Raw genomic sequence first — 14,837 nt, forward strand, 5'->3', positions numbered from 1 at the left:
GAAATGTCGTGCAAACTTAGCAAAGTAATCTCTTATCAGAAATACTTAACGTAAAGAGGACTTCCCTCTGCATTTATAACATTACAAATACATCCTCTTCTCTTTGAAATTAAAGAGAAGAGTAGGGTAAGGTTTGTTTTTAATAAACCTTAAAAACAAAAAAAATGCATGCACATATATATGGAAAAAAACACTTTAAACACAAAACCAATTTTAAAGACTTGGTCGTGTTTTCAGATGTAACACAAAATAAAATTGCAACAGAACTGCCCAGTGAAACCCTGTATTTTGAAATAGAAAAAGGATATGACGATGCTGATAAATGGTTTATTCATTTGAATAGCACATTGTCTGGAGAGTATGGAGATTTTTATACTCAAGAAAACCCAACTCCAGTTGGAGAAATAAAGAAATTACAATACGATACCGATAATGATATCAGTGCTTTAAATGGTTTTTTAATAGATGGTGCATTACCCTATTATAAAATTAACGAACGATTTTATGTAAAAATAGAAAACGCAGCACTTTTAGATGAAGTGTTTGTGGGTAAACAATCCAAAAGTAACCAAAAAAGTATTGAATACGATGCTTTTACTACGGTGTTTATTTCAGAAGATGGAGCACAACTATTACAAGCCTATGAGGCGATACAGCAAGTAAATGCACATGAAGTAGTCATTTTTATCGAACGTAATTCGGGCACCAATGCGTTTGGAACAGTATTTAGAATTAAAAAAGGAGCAAATGTAAAAGCACTTATAGAAACAAACAGAACTCGAATTGCTGAAATAGCAAGAGCGTATGGAGTTGATGTTCTTGCAAATGAGTTAAGTACCATGATTGCCGAGGAGCTCAAGAAGCAAAAAGAAAGTAAGTTTTACTTTATGTTGCCTTCAGGAGGAGGTAGGATTATTCGTTGGACGGCAAATGCTACCTTAGGAACTGTTTCAGAAATATTCAAAGAAGTGAGTAGTGGAATAGAAGGTTTTAAGCTAGGAGATGATTATTGGAAAACAGAAGTTGATGGAAAAGAAAACCCTAAGTACAACCCTTTGTTACCGAAACTGAATTTCAATAAAAGTTTTTCGTCAGAAGAACTGGCAAACAAAATATACAAAGAACGTATAGTACCATTAGAAATACCCATTGTAAGTTTTGCAAAAGAACTCAATGAACATTGGTTGTTTAAAAAAATAGTTCCTTTTAAAAGCGAACGAATTTTAAAGTTGTTTCAAAACATACCTAGTATTCTTAAAGAGTTTTTTGACGGAGTAAAAAACAACCTTCAAAACTCCTATAATTTTGTTAATGGATTGCTGGTAGGACTGCTTAACAGTATTATTGATTTTTTCAAGTCTATCTTCGATATTTTAGCTATTTTGGTAGATGTTTTGAATGGAATTATCCAGTCAACAAAGTTCTTTGAAAAGCCAGGGTATTACTTTAGTATGTTGGTAGAAGGTTTTGAAAACCTGATAGATTTGGTACTTAATACGTTTACACTAAAAAACTTAAAAGCCTGGGTACAATTTCTAATATACTTACCAATAGCAACAGCACAAGTGTTAGTAGGTTTGTATACAAAAGCTTCCAATACAAGTGTTACTATCGATCCTGGAGCACTGGGTTATTATACCGGATTTTTGGTAGGATTTATTGCTTCAGAAGTAGTACAGTTTATTGCTACTGGAGGAACCGCCAATATTGCAAAAGCAACCAGAGCAGTATTAAAGTCTTATAAAGAATTAGCGAAGGTAGTTGTTGAAAAAACAGTACAAACAACAGAGCTAACGGTAGAGATAGTGTTAGCAATGTATAGGAAGTTAGATGAGTTTGTTAAAAATATTCCTAAACATTTAGATGATTTAAAAACTTGGGTAAAGGAGTTTGTTGCTGGTCTGCAAGCTAAGGCTTTGGTTATAGATAGTGTAACCTATACTTTAGTAGACCCGCTTTCGATATTCGCTAATAGTCTTTTTAAGCTGTTCAAAGCAAATGCATGGAAAAAACTGAATAATATTGGGGTTTCTATGTTGAAAAATGAAGAGGGGCTGTATACTTTTTATTATAATGATAAAAAACTAGAAGAAGGGTTAACTCAAGATCAAGCTGAAGAATTCTTAAGGGAGTTATTTGTAAAGTCTAAGGATAAATCAGATGAAACTGTTAAAAGATATTTGGATGAAATTTTAAATATTGTGGGGGGAGCGGTTGATATTTTTTCAAAAGGTAAAATTATTGCAAAATTTACTAAAGGGAAAGAGTTAAAGCTTTTAGGAAGGAAGTTTAGAAGAATTTATGGAAGTTCTACTATAGAGCTTAAGCCTAATGCTACTGTAGCTATAACAGGTTTGTTAAAAGATGTTATGAGGATTAAGGAGCTTGGGGAGAAGGTGCCAGGTTTATGGAAGCAAGGGATAAATATTGGAGGAACGGATTTACTGTCATCCCCAATTTGGTTTAAGATTAAAGAAACTTATAAAGGAATTGAAAAATCTGATCCTAAATTGTATTGGAAAAATGTAACGGATGATTTTTGGGATCAGGTAAATAAACCGTGGTTAGATGAGGTAATAAGTAGAGGAGATGATGTTCGTTTTGTGACAAACCCTAACTTAGAAACTGCTAAATATGTTTACTTGAAAGAGTTAGATAAATATGCTGTTGGAGTTGATGGAAAAAAGGTTAAGACGATTTTTGGAAGAGAAGTAGATTATTTAAAAGAAAATGGCTATCAAATAATAGGTGAAATAGCATCAAAAAAATAAAATTAAAGATTATAGTATTATGAATAGTGAAGAAAAATATATTCCAAAGAGTTATCTCACAGTAGAAATGATTAAGGAAGTTATGGAAGAGTTTGATTGGCCTTCTCAGTACGAGGTATTTGAGGATGATGAAATGGTGAATACTTTTATCGTTAAATTTTTAGCATGTGAAATTGAGTTATATGATGTTCCAGAAGATGGAATTAATCTGACTTTTTTAACTTATGATTTTGGTAAAAAATTAGATGCTGAATATTCAGAGGTGGTGTATTTAGAGTGTATAGATAATTATAATCCAGAAAAAGATATAGATGTTGAGTATAATAGTTATACGGATAGGGTGGATGATACAAGAAGAATGGTTAGAAACAAAATGAAAAACTTACAGTATTATCATTTAGGATTTATTAAAGGAGATAATCATGACTGGGTTAATAAATTCTTAGATAGAAAAAATAGTTTGTAAAGAGTTGTTGTTTTTATTGATTCTGGAATTATGGAGAATGAAGAGTTTGGTTTGTTAACAGATGATAGACCTACGAATAAACCTTGGGAGCAATAATTAGAAATTAATATGTAAAAACCCACCTAAATTTAGGTGGGTTTTTTATTGGAAGATGTTGGGTGTTGTTTATTAATTTAAAACGTATTCTTAATTAAAAACAACGAATTCTTATTTTAACAAAACAATATAAAAGTGTTAACAAAGTTTTAAAACATATGTTAATATGTTTATATTAGTCTAATGAAAAAAATAGTTATGAAAAATCCAAAAATTAGTTATGAGAGGTTATTTAAAATAACCTGTAAAAAAAGTGTTGTTTGTTTGGCAGGATCTATGTCTGTTATAAATGGAAAAGTATCTGAAAAGAACTTTGAAAACGAAGTTTACAAGGTTACTTTTTCTGCAATTGTAAAAGATATAAAAATAATGAAAAGTATTATGTTTACTGCTAATGAATGTATTTGTGAAATAGAAATTAAGAAGCTCAAAGAACAACTAGGAATTGTTTTAGAAGGAGATGGAATGCGTTTTAAAATAGTTTCTTTTAAGCATAATTTTACACTTCAGTTTGATCAATTGAATAGTGCTTTTGTAAATACCAGTTCTGTAAAAAATGGAGTAATTTTCTTTGATAAGGATAAATTAGAATAATTCTAAACTAAAACATTATACAAAATAAATTGTAATTTGTTTTGTTTAGTATGTAATATGTTGTATATTTGTATTGCTTTTCTAATAGTTTAATTATTTATTAACCCATTATGTTACGCAGAAACTAAAAAAGTTGAGATTAACCCCGAATCTGGTCAAGAAAAATGAAAAAGAATCTAAAACTTCAAAGTTTATATCTGCTAACGCTTAAAAGAATCAAACATTTGTATGAATAGTTTATTATCAACAGCGTTATCGCAATACGGAGTTAAAGAGGTAAATGGCTCCAAAGATCATCCACAAATTCTAAATTATTTTAAATCTTTAGGATTTGAAGAGTCTAAATTTAAAGACGAAACTGCTTGGTGTAGTGCCTTTGCAAATTGGGTAGCAAAACAAGCAGGTTATGAATACTCTAATAAATTAACAGCGCGTAGCTGGCTAGCAGTTGGAGCTTCTACAAGCAACCCACAACCAGGAGATGTTGTAGTGCTATGGAGAGAAAGCCCTAATAGTTGGAAAGGGCACGTTGGTTTTTTAATAAAAGAAACCAAACGCTATGTGTATTTGTTAGGAGGTAATCAAGGAAATAGTGTAAGTATAAAGGCATACCCTAAAAATAGGGTACTAGATGTAAGAAAGTTGAAAAAGAATGGATAAGTTATCACATATCATTTTTTGGCTATTAGCTTTACTATCGCCTTTAAATGGAGTGTTAACAACCATGATGTTATTAATAGTAGTTGATTTTATTACTGGGTCATATGCAGCCATAAAAAATAATGTTCCTATTCGAAGTATTCGTTTGGGACATACAGTATCTAAATTTTTTATATATAACCTTGTAATAATTTCAGCATATTTTTTAGAAAAACACATTGTAAATGAAGTTCCTTTTTTAAAAATAATAGCAGGATTCATTGCTGTGACTGAGATTAAATCAATTTTAGAGAACTACAATAAAATTTATGGAGTAAACCCCTTTAGAGCATTGCATAATTTGTTAAAACAAACAGGTTTGCAAAGTACCTTAGAGCAAGGTGCCGAAAAACAAAAGAACGAAGAAAAAGAAAAAGTTTAGTCGCTAACATAGTTTTTAGCGCCTCTTTTTTATCAAAAACAATTTAAAAACGATAAAAAAGAAGAAAAATGAAAAAAAGCAAAGAAGAATTAAAACAATTTTTTGAAACAGGTGACAAACCTACACAACAACAATATGCCGATTTAATCGATAGCTATATCGATGCCAAACAACCACAAGGAGAAGCTAATAGAAGATTTGTAATTGATGAAACAGGAGAAGTAAGTGTTGCTTTAGATACGCAAGGAGGAGATACTATTGTAAAAGTATTTGATCTTGCTGCCTTAAATGCAATTGATAGTGTTTCTTATGAGTTAGCACATAATTTTAATATTAAAACTCATGTCAGAGTTGATGTATTAACTGGAGATGGATATCTAGATGCTCCTTTATCTACAAGTTTGCGTCAAAAAGTTGTATTAGACAATGCTGGAGTGATAACTTATGGAGCAAACTTATTAGAGTTTTCTGGTTGGGAAATACCTGCAAATGAGTTGTCAAGTCATAAATTGTTAATAGAATATATATCAAATTAATTAAAACAAAGTTTAGTCGCTAGCATTGTTTTTAGCGCCTCTTTTTTATCAAAAACAATTTAAAAACGATAAAAAAGAAGAAAAATGAAAAAAAGCAAAGAAGAATTAAAACAATTTTTTGAAACAGGAGACAAGCCTTCACAAGAGCAATATGCTGATTTAATCGATAGCTATATCGATGCTAAACAACCACAAGGAGAAGCTAATAGAAGATTTGTAATTGATGAAACAGGGGAAGTAAGTGTTACTTCTGAACAAAAAAGTCCTAGCTATCAGGCAGGAACAAATATCAGCATTGATAATGCAGATCCTAACAATCCAGTTATTAATGCTACGGTAGGAGAAACTGTAGACACGAGTAATTTGGTTCCTTTTACAGGAGGAGTTAAACAATTAGATTTAGCTAATGATATTAAGTTAGGTTCATTGTTAACGAAGGTAGGCAAAGCCAGACATAATGTTTATTTAAAGGATAAAGCAACAGGAAATAATATTGTAAAACATCAAAATGAGTATTGGGATGGTTCTAAATGGCTACCAACATCTGGAATGATGATTGGTTTCAATACAGGAATAAATAACACAGGAGTAAATGCTAGTGGTTATGGAACGAACTCTTTAAAAGACAACACAGGAATAAATTCTAGCGGGTTTGGTAATGGAGCATTACAAAATAACGTTGGAGCAAATTCCAGTGGTTTTGGTGTATCAGCTCTTTTTAATAACACAGGAGTAAATGCCAGTGGTTTCGGATTGAATGCACTGAGTAGTAATACAGGTCATTATGTCAATGCTGTAGGAATAAATACGATGTTACTTAATACGGGTGATAATTCGAATGCTTTTGGATCGGGAGCACTAAGTAATAACTTAGGAGATAGATCTAATGGTTTTGGAAATTACGCGTTACAATTTAATACTCAATATGATTGTAATGGATTTGGATATCATGCTTTGAATAAAAACTCTGGAATCAATTCAAATGGTATCGGAACTAACGCATTAAGATATAATTCAGGAAACGATTCTAATGGGATAGGTAACTCTGCTTTAATTAATAATCTTGGGGCAAGATCTATTGGAATAGGTAGTTATGCTTTAAGGTATAATGAAGGAGGTGATAATATTGCTATAGGTTATAGCTCGTTTGGGAGTTTTTACCCTGATATTTCAAAAGCCAAAACAATTCTGTCTTCTGAAGTTGATATTAATAATAATAGGGTTACCATGCTTAATCATGGGTTTGGAAATAATGGTAGTTTAGTGAACCTAAGATATAGTACAACAGGAACTGCTATTGGAGGACTAAATATCAATGGTATTTTCGTCTTTAAAATTATTGATTCTAACACATTAGAAGCTTCGAGTAATCTAATAAATGAAGGATCGGGACAACATACCTTTACACCTCAATACACTTTTGTAAATACAACAACAATTGGTAATAATTCTCAACCTACAAAATCTAATCAAATAGTTTTAGGGAATACAAGTCTTAACGAAGTAACAACTTCTGGAGATTATGTAAGTACAGGTATTGGTGGTAAAGGTTTGATATTAACCACGCCAGATGGTACAAAACAATATCGCATTAGCGTTGATAACTCAGGTAGTATAATAACAACTTTAATTTAAATTGATAATGAATAAAGAACAAAAAGAAGCGATGACATTTTTAATTAGATGTACAGAATTTGCGCAAGGAAAGGGAATCTTAAGTTTATTAGAGGCTAATAAAGCATTTAATTCAATAAATGTATTAATACCACTGTTAGAGGAAAAAGAACAATAAGAAATTTTAAAAGTTTAGTCGCTAGCATTCGTTTTTGGCGCCTCTTTTTTATTAAAAACAATAAAAAAGAAGAAAATGAAAAAAAGTAAAGAAGAATTAAAACAATATTTTGAAACGGGAGACAAACCTACACAAGAACAATATGCCGATTTAATCGATAGCTATATCGATGTAAAACAACCTGCAGGAGAAGCTAATAGAAGATTTGTAATTGATGAAACCGGAGAAGTAAGTGTTGCTTCGGAACAAAAAACTCCGGAATATACTTTGTCAGATATTGATAATAATAAGTTATCTCTATTAAAAGATGGGGTTAAAGTGAAAGAAATAGACTTAACAACTTATTTAGATGATACGAATTTAGCAAGATTAGTTTCTGGGTCTATAGATGCAAATGGGATTGCAACTTTTATACGTGATGATAGTACCACATTTATAGTTGATTTAAGTAATTTAAAAGAAGATACAACACATTTTGCTAAATTAAATGCAGAGAATAATTTTACTGAACAACAAGTAATACAGTTATCAGGAACAACTAGTGTGGTTGATACGCTAAACTTAAATACTTTTGGTAATAGTGGATTGGGAAGAGGAACTGGAATTTTGTTTAACATTCCGGGAGCAGCTTCTACAGTAAAAGGAGGAAGAATTGCTGTTTTAGGTGATGGTGGAGGAGCAATGACGTTCAATACTGCGCCTAATTATTTAGATTCAGAACCTGTTGAAAGATTGCGAATTAAATCAGACGGTAGTTTTGATTTTAAATCTGGAAAAGTAAATTTTGGAGGAGATTTAAAATTAGAAAATAAGTTATTAGTTGGAGCTTCTACACCAATTGCGGGCGCTCTTGTTACAATGGTAAAAGAAGAAGCAGAAGGAGCCAATAATGTAGGAGCATTTTTCGATCTTAATAATACTTTTGCTGGATCTAATACTAATTTTACTTATGCAAGTGTATCAAGAGCAGATTATAAAGGAACAGGTACTTCCGGAAACATTTATGGAGCTCAATTAATAGGAAGAAATTCAGGAACAGGTACTTCTGGGTTACTGGTGGGATCATACGCTGTAGGAAGTTTTAAGGGTTCAGGAAATACTTCAAATGTATATGGAGCTTTAGGGTATGCAGAAATTGAAGGTTCTGGAACTCCAAATATTGAAACGGTACTTGGAACTTGGTCAAAAGGAGAATTGTCAAATGCAGGAGCAACCATACAAGATGTATTTGCGTCACACTCAGACGTTCGCTTAATAGGAGGAACAGTTACTGGAGATGTTACTTTAAATTATTTAGACTTAAAGTATGATAGCGCAAATGCAGCAGATGTATCGGTTAACAATCTATACTACATCAAGGCAAACAACGATAACTTACCTAGTGTTTCAGGTGAAGCTTATTTTATAAAGTCTGATGTTGCTTTACCAAGTAAATTAAGTGGAGAGTTGGAAACTACATCTTACAAAGTAAGTACTTTAAATACTGCTCCTGCTTCAGCTTCAGACACTGGAAAAACAGGAGAAATTAGATATACTACAGATTACATTTATGTATGTGTTGCAACTGATACATGGAAAAGAGTGCCATTATCAACTTGGTAGTAATATAATAAATACAAAAGTTTAGTCGCTAGCATTCGTTTTTAGCGCCTCTTTTTTATCAAAAACAATTTATAAACAGATAAAAAAGAAGAAAAATGAAACAAAACAAAGAAACTTTAAAGAAATTTTTTGAAACAGGTGATAAACCTACGCAACAACAGTATGCCGATTTAATCGATAGTTACATCGATGCAAAACAACCCGATGGAGAAGCTAATAGAAGATTTGTAATTGATGAAGTAGGAGAAGTAAGTATTGCTTCTGAACAGAAAAATCCGGAATATACTTTATCAGATATTGTGAATAATAAATTATCATTGTTAAAAGATGGAGTTCTTGTTAAAGAAATTGATTTAACAAACTATATAGATGACACCAATTTAGCGCGTTTAGTTTCAGGAACAGTAGATGTAAATGGTATGGCAACTTTTACAAGAGATGATAATACAACTTTTACAGTGGATTTAAGTGGTTGGAAAAATGATCAATCACTACAAGAAATAACAGATAATGGAGCTACCACCACAAATGATATTACTTTAATATCAAATAAAGGAGGGTACATTGCTGAGCAAGTTAATCTACCAAATAATAAATCTATTCAAAATTTTGGGTCTATTTATTTTCAAAATGAATTTGGTATGGCAACAGCTTATGGAATTGATGATTGTCATTACATTGAAACAAATCCAGTACGCAAACAGATAAGAGTGACCCCAGAAGATAAATTTAAGTCATCTTCAGAGCCGGGAACAACAAAATTAGAATATCCTTACAAAGGGAATGGGACCTTTATGTTGGTGACAAAAGATGAAATTCCGGAATATCAAGAAGGAGTTAATATCACTATTGATAAAACCAATCCTTTACAACCCGTTATTAGTGCTTCTGGAGGAGCTTCAACAGGACTAGAACAAGTTACAGAAGAAGGAAAAAAAGGATGGAGATTAATAGGTAAAGACCCTGCTAAATATGGTAATATAGGTTCTAATGCTTTAGATTTATCCACATCAACAATACCTACTACGAACTTTGGAGCTAGAGGTGATAATTCCTTAGCAGCAGGTTTTAATACAATTGCTTCAGGTGCTAACTCTTTTTCAGTAGGAGAAAATTCGAACGCTGGAGGAAAAGGAGCAGTAGCATTAAATAGAAATACTAACGCTGGAGGAATAGGAGCATTAGCTGTTAATTTTAATACTAATGCATCAGGACTAGGAGCTTTTGCATCAGGAGATAGGTCTATAGCATCAGGTAGTTATTCAAATTCATCGGGAGTTAGAGCTATAGCTAGGTCTCTTGGTGAAATTGCAACAGGAATATATAATACTGATTATACCCCTGGTTCAGCTACAACATTGGTTACAACAGATAGAGTATTTGTTGTAGGTAATGGTGCTGATACATCTAATAGAAGTGATGCTCTTATTATTTTAAAAGATGGAACAATTACTGCTCCAAGCTTAACCAATACATTAATAAATACAGCAGGTAATAAATCGCTAATAACTAAAGAATATGCCGATGCAAATTATGCTAGCGGAGGAACTACAGATTTATCTTATGACGCTTCTACTAGAACATTAGCTTCTAGTACAGGTATAGATGCAGTATTACCAGTTGCAGATGCTTCTAATGCAGGATTGATGAAAGCAAATTTTTATGAAGAGGGAACTTTTACTCCCACTATTTCGGGAGTTTCGGGAAGTACTATAGTAAATTACACCTCAAGTGGTTTAAATACCGGAAGATTTGTAAGAGTTGGTAATAAAGTAACAGTAATTTATAGTATAAACTCTCTTAGTGGAGGAGGGGCTAGTTCAGGGTCTTTATTAATAAATGTTCCCAATTCTGTCCCTTTAACAATCGGATTAGACACTCATATTAGTAATATTGATCATTTTAATACAGGAACAGGAGGTACTGCAGTAAATATAGATGGTTTAAAAACAACTAGAGTAGATGGTTTTAGGTTTAGTTTTATTGAACAAGGAGATAGTTCGGTTTTAGATAACATAACTTTTGTAGACACAGGGAACCCTAATACATCAGGGGCAATACATTTAACAATTACTTATTTAACAAACGTATACACTCCTTAAATCAAACTAAAGTTTATAGCCACTAACAATAGTTTTTAGTGGTTCTTTTCTAGTAAAAATTTTAGTGTTTTTTGTTGTTCTAAGGAAGTTTTAATTGCCAGGTTGAGTGCAGTCGAAATCTATCTTTTTTGAGAATAACAAACACCTTTTAACCTAAAACATCAATGCTATGAATTTTTTTAAAACGAAAACCGATAGGTTACTATTGGGGGCAATTATATTATTGTTACTCATTAATTTATTTACAAAGCAAAAAGAAAAAAGAGTACCGCAAGAACCTAAAATAACTATTGTAAGAGATACCGTTTGGCAAACCAAAATAGATACGTTTAAAGTTCAAACAGTAAAATATAAAAAGGTATATGTACATAAGAATGATGTCACCAAAATTATAAAAGATACCATTTTTATAAAAGATACCACCAATTATATAGCTGCTAAAATATACAGAGATACCCTAAATAATACTGATGTAGAAATTTATAGTTATGATTTGGTAAAAGGAAAATTGTTAGACAGTCAACTTTCATATAAACTTAAAGTACCTCGAGAAATTACCATTACAAAAACAATAGAGCATCCGAAAACTTATAGAAGCGGATTATACCTCTTTTCGGAAGTTGGAGGAAATGCGCAAACTTTTGACAATCTAAGTTTTGGTTTACAATACAACAGAAAAGGAAAATGGTTTGCAAGCTACAGAGTCAATTTAAATCAGATACAACAACCAACACATAATGTTGGAGTTGGAGTTCGATTGTTTGACTAAAAAAGAGAAAAAGAATGAATAAAGTAATAACCACAAAAGATCTTGTCAACTACTTAAAAATCCCAGATTTTATACAAAAAGTAAACCAAGAGATCGTAGTCGTAAAAATAACAAAAGAAAAAGAAAAGTTTCAAGAATAAGTATATGATATTAAAAGTATAGATGTCAAAGCAGTTTGGAATGCAAAAGAGGGTAGATTTGTACAAGGTAATAAAGGATTACAAGAATTAAATTTAATAGAATAATGGAAATAAAATATTTAGAGAAATTAGTTGAAAATTCTACTATTGGAAAATCAACGATTAGAGGGGTTTCAGAAAAAGAAATAGATAAAATAGAGGAAAAGTATGGTATAAAATTTCCTCAAGCTTATAGAGAGTTTTTGTTTTTAGCAGGAGATTATTGTGGTGCTTTACCATTATATGATACAGCAGATTTAAAAACAATAGGATCGGACTGGCACCAAGAAATCATGAAAGAAACAATGGAGGAGTTTGGAACAGAAATAGAAAAACCTTTTTGGTTATATGCTGAAAGTAATGGGTGTGAGCAGTTTGTTTTTTTCTATTTAGATGAAGGAGATGATCCATATATTTATGTTGTAGATTATGACCATAATAGCAATTATGAAAAACAAAAAATAGTTAAATCTGAATATACTTTTAGTAAAGGGATAGAAGGAGCTATAAAACAAGCTTATGATATTGTTGAAAAAGGTCTTTGGTAAAATTTTTTCAGCAATGAAAAAGCCACCCGTAAACAGGTGGCTTTTCTTGTTTTGTAAAGTTTAATGTTTTTATTAATTTCAAATACGAAACACAGCAATTAGTTAAACATGATAATGCAGTAACTTTAAAGAAAAATGTTAGCTATCTCGATTTTTCCGACCAATAAAAAAACTATGTAAAGGCCATGGCGGTACAAGATATTATTTCCTATACCTATAAAGATATTTTTAGTTTGCAAACAGTACAGTTTGAAAAAGCTTGTGTGGTAAATGAACCGGAACAAATGCAACAACTAAAAATTATATGGATAAAAGAAGGAAAAGGTACTTATAACATCGACTTTAAAACCTACTCTTTTTCAAATGGAGTGTTGTTTTTTTTATCACCAGGACAAGTGTTTTCTGTAGAATCTGAAAAGATAAAAGAAGCCTATCAACTAAGTTTTCATAAAGATTTCTATTGTATTCAAAATCATGATGCTGAAATTTCTTGTAATGGAGTGTTGTTTAACAATGTATATGAAACACCCCTAATAAAACCCGAAGAAGCAGATGTTGTTAAGTTAGATATGATTATTGATAATATGATTGAAGAATTTCAACAAAAAGAAGCTGCTCAATATGACATGTTACAAGCCTATTTAAAACAATTTATTATTTCAGCAGTTCGAATTAGAAAAGAGCATGATGTTGTAAAAGATGATACAGAAACCAAATTATTCAAAGATTTTAGCATACTCGTAGAGCAAAACTTTAAAAAACTACACAGCGTAACAGATTATGCAAATAGATTAGGTATTTCGCCAAAATCACTTACCAAACATTTTCAAAAGATAGGTGTACAAACACCAAGCGACTTTATTAAAAACAGAATTATTACTGAAGCCAAAAGACAGCTGTTATATTCTTCAGAAGCTGTAAAACATATCGCTTTCGACTTAGGGTTTAATGACCCAGCATATTTTTCAAGATTCTTTACTAAAACTACAGGAAAGTCTCCAAAACAATTTCAAAAAGAAAAAACCACGCTGTAATACACACGTGGATTTTTTGGGGATTAATGAAATAAGGGGAATAAAAAATGTTTCGCAAAAGTAAATTGCATTTTAATTTTTAATGTTAAGAAAAGATTAAGAAATAAAAAAACTCGCAACTTTGGGGGCTACGAGTCGTAAGGGGTTTACATTAGGGGAATGTATAGAGGGGATCTATTATTCATATTTACACTACAAAGATATAAGGTTTTTACAATCAACCAATTAACATAGGTTAATAAATGTGTTTTTAGAAAAAAAACAGGATAAACACTGTAAGATAAAGCACAAAAAAAACTCGTAATACTTGGGGTACACGAGTTTAAGGGGTTTACTATTATAGGGGAAATATATAGAGGGGAATCTATATATAGATGCAACAAATATACATGAGATTTACAATTAAGCAATTAACATATGTTAATAAATGAAAAATATGTAAAATAAATGTTGTCCAAGTATAAGGAACTTTTGTCCATTTTTTGAGGTGTATTCTCGTCGCATCTTTGTATCAGAAATTTTAACCAAGGATTATTTGGTTAACAAAAAAAGAAGAAAGATGAAAGAACAAATAAACATTCAATGCCCTAACTGTTGGGGATACCAAGAATACGATGAGCAATTCTCAGATAGAGAATTATGTAACTGTAAATAATAATAACCTAAAAAAATCTATAAAAATGAGTACAAGAATTCAAACATTAAATCCAGAAACAACTACAGGAGCGTCAAAAGAATTATTTGATGCAGTACAAGGTAAATTAGGATTCATTCCTAACTTAATTAAGGTAATGGGAAATTCTCCAGCTTTATTAAAAACATATTTGACTTTAGGAGAGTTAAATGGAGAAGGAAACTTTTCTAATAAGTTTAGAGAGCAATTGGCCTTGGCTATTGCAGAAGAAAATACATGTAACTACTGTTTATCTGCCCATACAGCCATAGGAAAAATGAATGGTTTAACTGAAGCAGAAACTGTTGAAAATAGAAAAGGATTGTCTTCAGATGCAAAAGTACAAGCAGCACTAAACTTTGCACAACTTGTTACTAAGAATAGAGGAAATGTTACTTCTGATCAAATTGCTGAGGTAAAAGCGGCAGGATATAATGATGAAGATATTTTAGAAATCTTATTAAATGTTGTAGTAAACACATTAACAAATTACGTAAATCACATAGCAGAAACTGAAGTTGATTTTCCAAAAGTAGAAGCAGGAAAGTTTTCAGTGGAAGCATAACCTAAATTATAAACTTAAAATAATATACA

Annotated in this window: 15 protein-coding genes; all 15 read left to right on the forward strand. The window is 31.3% G+C overall.

What is annotated here, in order from left to right; genetic code table 11:
• Positions 1-164 precede the first annotated feature (164 nt).
• The 15 genes from ABNT22_RS00795 to ABNT22_RS00865 all read left to right on the forward strand — a co-directional run bounded on the left by ABNT22_RS00795 (position 165) and on the right by ABNT22_RS00865 (position 14,808).
• Positions 165-2,771, forward strand: a complete 2,607-nt coding sequence (locus ABNT22_RS00795) for a hypothetical protein (RefSeq protein WP_348715487.1) — start codon at positions 165-167, stop codon at positions 2,769-2,771.
• A 19-nt stretch (positions 2,772-2,790) separates the two neighbouring features.
• A complete protein-coding gene (locus ABNT22_RS00800; RefSeq protein WP_348715489.1) occupies positions 2,791-3,237 on the forward strand; it encodes a hypothetical protein in 447 nt (148 codons plus the stop codon).
• Positions 3,238-3,531: 294 nt separating this feature from the next.
• Positions 3,532-3,927 (forward strand): hypothetical protein, encoded by a 396-nt coding sequence (locus ABNT22_RS00805; RefSeq protein WP_348715491.1) that lies wholly within the window; start codon positions 3,532-3,534, stop codon positions 3,925-3,927.
• A gap of 228 nt (positions 3,928-4,155) precedes the next feature.
• Entirely contained in the window at positions 4,156-4,587 is a 432-nt protein-coding gene (locus tag ABNT22_RS00810) for a TIGR02594 family protein (protein WP_348715493.1), read from the forward strand.
• Entirely contained in the window at positions 4,580-5,008 is a 429-nt protein-coding gene (locus ABNT22_RS00815) for a phage holin family protein (protein WP_348715495.1), read from the forward strand. The genes ABNT22_RS00810 and ABNT22_RS00815 overlap by 8 nt, the downstream gene beginning before the upstream one ends.
• A gap of 68 nt (positions 5,009-5,076) precedes the next feature.
• Positions 5,077-5,544, forward strand: coding sequence for a hypothetical protein (locus tag ABNT22_RS00820; RefSeq protein ID WP_348715497.1), 468 nt, complete (start codon positions 5,077-5,079; stop codon positions 5,542-5,544).
• A gap of 84 nt (positions 5,545-5,628) precedes the next feature.
• Positions 5,629-7,179 carry a hypothetical protein gene (locus ABNT22_RS00825; RefSeq protein WP_348715499.1) on the forward strand — a complete coding sequence of 517 codons (1,551 nt, stop codon included), beginning with the start codon at positions 5,629-5,631 and terminating at the stop codon, positions 7,177-7,179.
• Positions 7,180-7,186: 7 nt separating this feature from the next.
• A complete protein-coding gene (locus tag ABNT22_RS00830) occupies positions 7,187-7,336 on the forward strand; it encodes a hypothetical protein (protein WP_348715501.1) in 150 nt (49 codons plus the stop codon).
• A 75-nt stretch (positions 7,337-7,411) separates the two neighbouring features.
• Positions 7,412-8,938 (forward strand): hypothetical protein, encoded by a 1,527-nt coding sequence (locus tag ABNT22_RS00835; protein ID WP_348715503.1) that lies wholly within the window; start codon positions 7,412-7,414, stop codon positions 8,936-8,938.
• Positions 8,939-9,033: 95 nt separating this feature from the next.
• The gene (locus ABNT22_RS00840) at positions 9,034-11,040 is read left to right on the forward strand and encodes a hypothetical protein (RefSeq protein ID WP_348715505.1); all 2,007 of its coding nucleotides are present in this window, start codon (positions 9,034-9,036) and stop codon (positions 11,038-11,040) included.
• A 169-nt stretch (positions 11,041-11,209) separates the two neighbouring features.
• On the forward strand, positions 11,210-11,809 hold the full coding sequence (locus tag ABNT22_RS00845; protein WP_348715507.1) for a hypothetical protein: 600 nt from the start codon (positions 11,210-11,212) through the stop codon (positions 11,807-11,809).
• A gap of 14 nt (positions 11,810-11,823) precedes the next feature.
• Positions 11,824-11,949, forward strand: a complete 126-nt coding sequence (locus ABNT22_RS00850; RefSeq protein ID WP_348715509.1) for a hypothetical protein — start codon at positions 11,824-11,826, stop codon at positions 11,947-11,949.
• A gap of 104 nt (positions 11,950-12,053) precedes the next feature.
• On the forward strand, positions 12,054-12,536 hold the full coding sequence (locus ABNT22_RS00855) for an SMI1/KNR4 family protein (RefSeq protein ID WP_348715511.1): 483 nt from the start codon (positions 12,054-12,056) through the stop codon (positions 12,534-12,536).
• A gap of 185 nt (positions 12,537-12,721) precedes the next feature.
• Positions 12,722-13,570 carry a helix-turn-helix domain-containing protein gene (locus tag ABNT22_RS00860; protein ID WP_348715513.1) on the forward strand — a complete coding sequence of 283 codons (849 nt, stop codon included), beginning with the start codon at positions 12,722-12,724 and terminating at the stop codon, positions 13,568-13,570.
• Positions 13,571-14,250: 680 nt separating this feature from the next.
• A complete protein-coding gene (locus tag ABNT22_RS00865) occupies positions 14,251-14,808 on the forward strand; it encodes a carboxymuconolactone decarboxylase family protein (protein WP_348715515.1) in 558 nt (185 codons plus the stop codon).
• Positions 14,809-14,837: the final 29 nt, after the last annotated feature.

It is taken from the genome of Tenacibaculum sp. 190130A14a (assembly GCF_964048965.1).
Classification (GTDB): Bacteria; Bacteroidota; Bacteroidia; order Flavobacteriales; family Flavobacteriaceae; genus Polaribacter; species Polaribacter polynesiense.

Coding starts and splice junctions, on each gene's coding strand:
- ABNT22_RS00795 (WP_348715487.1), top strand. CDS start 165: ATGCATGCACATATATATGGAAAAAAACACTTTAAACACAAAACCAAT.
- ABNT22_RS00800 (WP_348715489.1), top strand. CDS start 2,791: ATGAATAGTGAAGAAAAATATATTCCAAAGAGTTATCTCACAGTAGAA.
- ABNT22_RS00805 (WP_348715491.1), top strand. CDS start 3,532: ATGAAAAATCCAAAAATTAGTTATGAGAGGTTATTTAAAATAACCTGT.
- ABNT22_RS00810 (WP_348715493.1), top strand. CDS start 4,156: ATGAATAGTTTATTATCAACAGCGTTATCGCAATACGGAGTTAAAGAG.
- ABNT22_RS00815 (WP_348715495.1), top strand. CDS start 4,580: ATGGATAAGTTATCACATATCATTTTTTGGCTATTAGCTTTACTATCG.
- ABNT22_RS00820 (WP_348715497.1), top strand. CDS start 5,077: ATGAAAAAAAGCAAAGAAGAATTAAAACAATTTTTTGAAACAGGTGAC.
- ABNT22_RS00825 (WP_348715499.1), top strand. CDS start 5,629: ATGAAAAAAAGCAAAGAAGAATTAAAACAATTTTTTGAAACAGGAGAC.
- ABNT22_RS00830 (WP_348715501.1), top strand. CDS start 7,187: ATGAATAAAGAACAAAAAGAAGCGATGACATTTTTAATTAGATGTACA.
- ABNT22_RS00835 (WP_348715503.1), top strand. CDS start 7,412: ATGAAAAAAAGTAAAGAAGAATTAAAACAATATTTTGAAACGGGAGAC.
- ABNT22_RS00840 (WP_348715505.1), top strand. CDS start 9,034: ATGAAACAAAACAAAGAAACTTTAAAGAAATTTTTTGAAACAGGTGAT.
- ABNT22_RS00845 (WP_348715507.1), top strand. CDS start 11,210: ATGAATTTTTTTAAAACGAAAACCGATAGGTTACTATTGGGGGCAATT.
- ABNT22_RS00850 (WP_348715509.1), top strand. CDS start 11,824: ATGAATAAAGTAATAACCACAAAAGATCTTGTCAACTACTTAAAAATC.
- ABNT22_RS00855 (WP_348715511.1), top strand. CDS start 12,054: ATGGAAATAAAATATTTAGAGAAATTAGTTGAAAATTCTACTATTGGA.
- ABNT22_RS00860 (WP_348715513.1), top strand. CDS start 12,722: ATGGCGGTACAAGATATTATTTCCTATACCTATAAAGATATTTTTAGT.
- ABNT22_RS00865 (WP_348715515.1), top strand. CDS start 14,251: ATGAGTACAAGAATTCAAACATTAAATCCAGAAACAACTACAGGAGCG.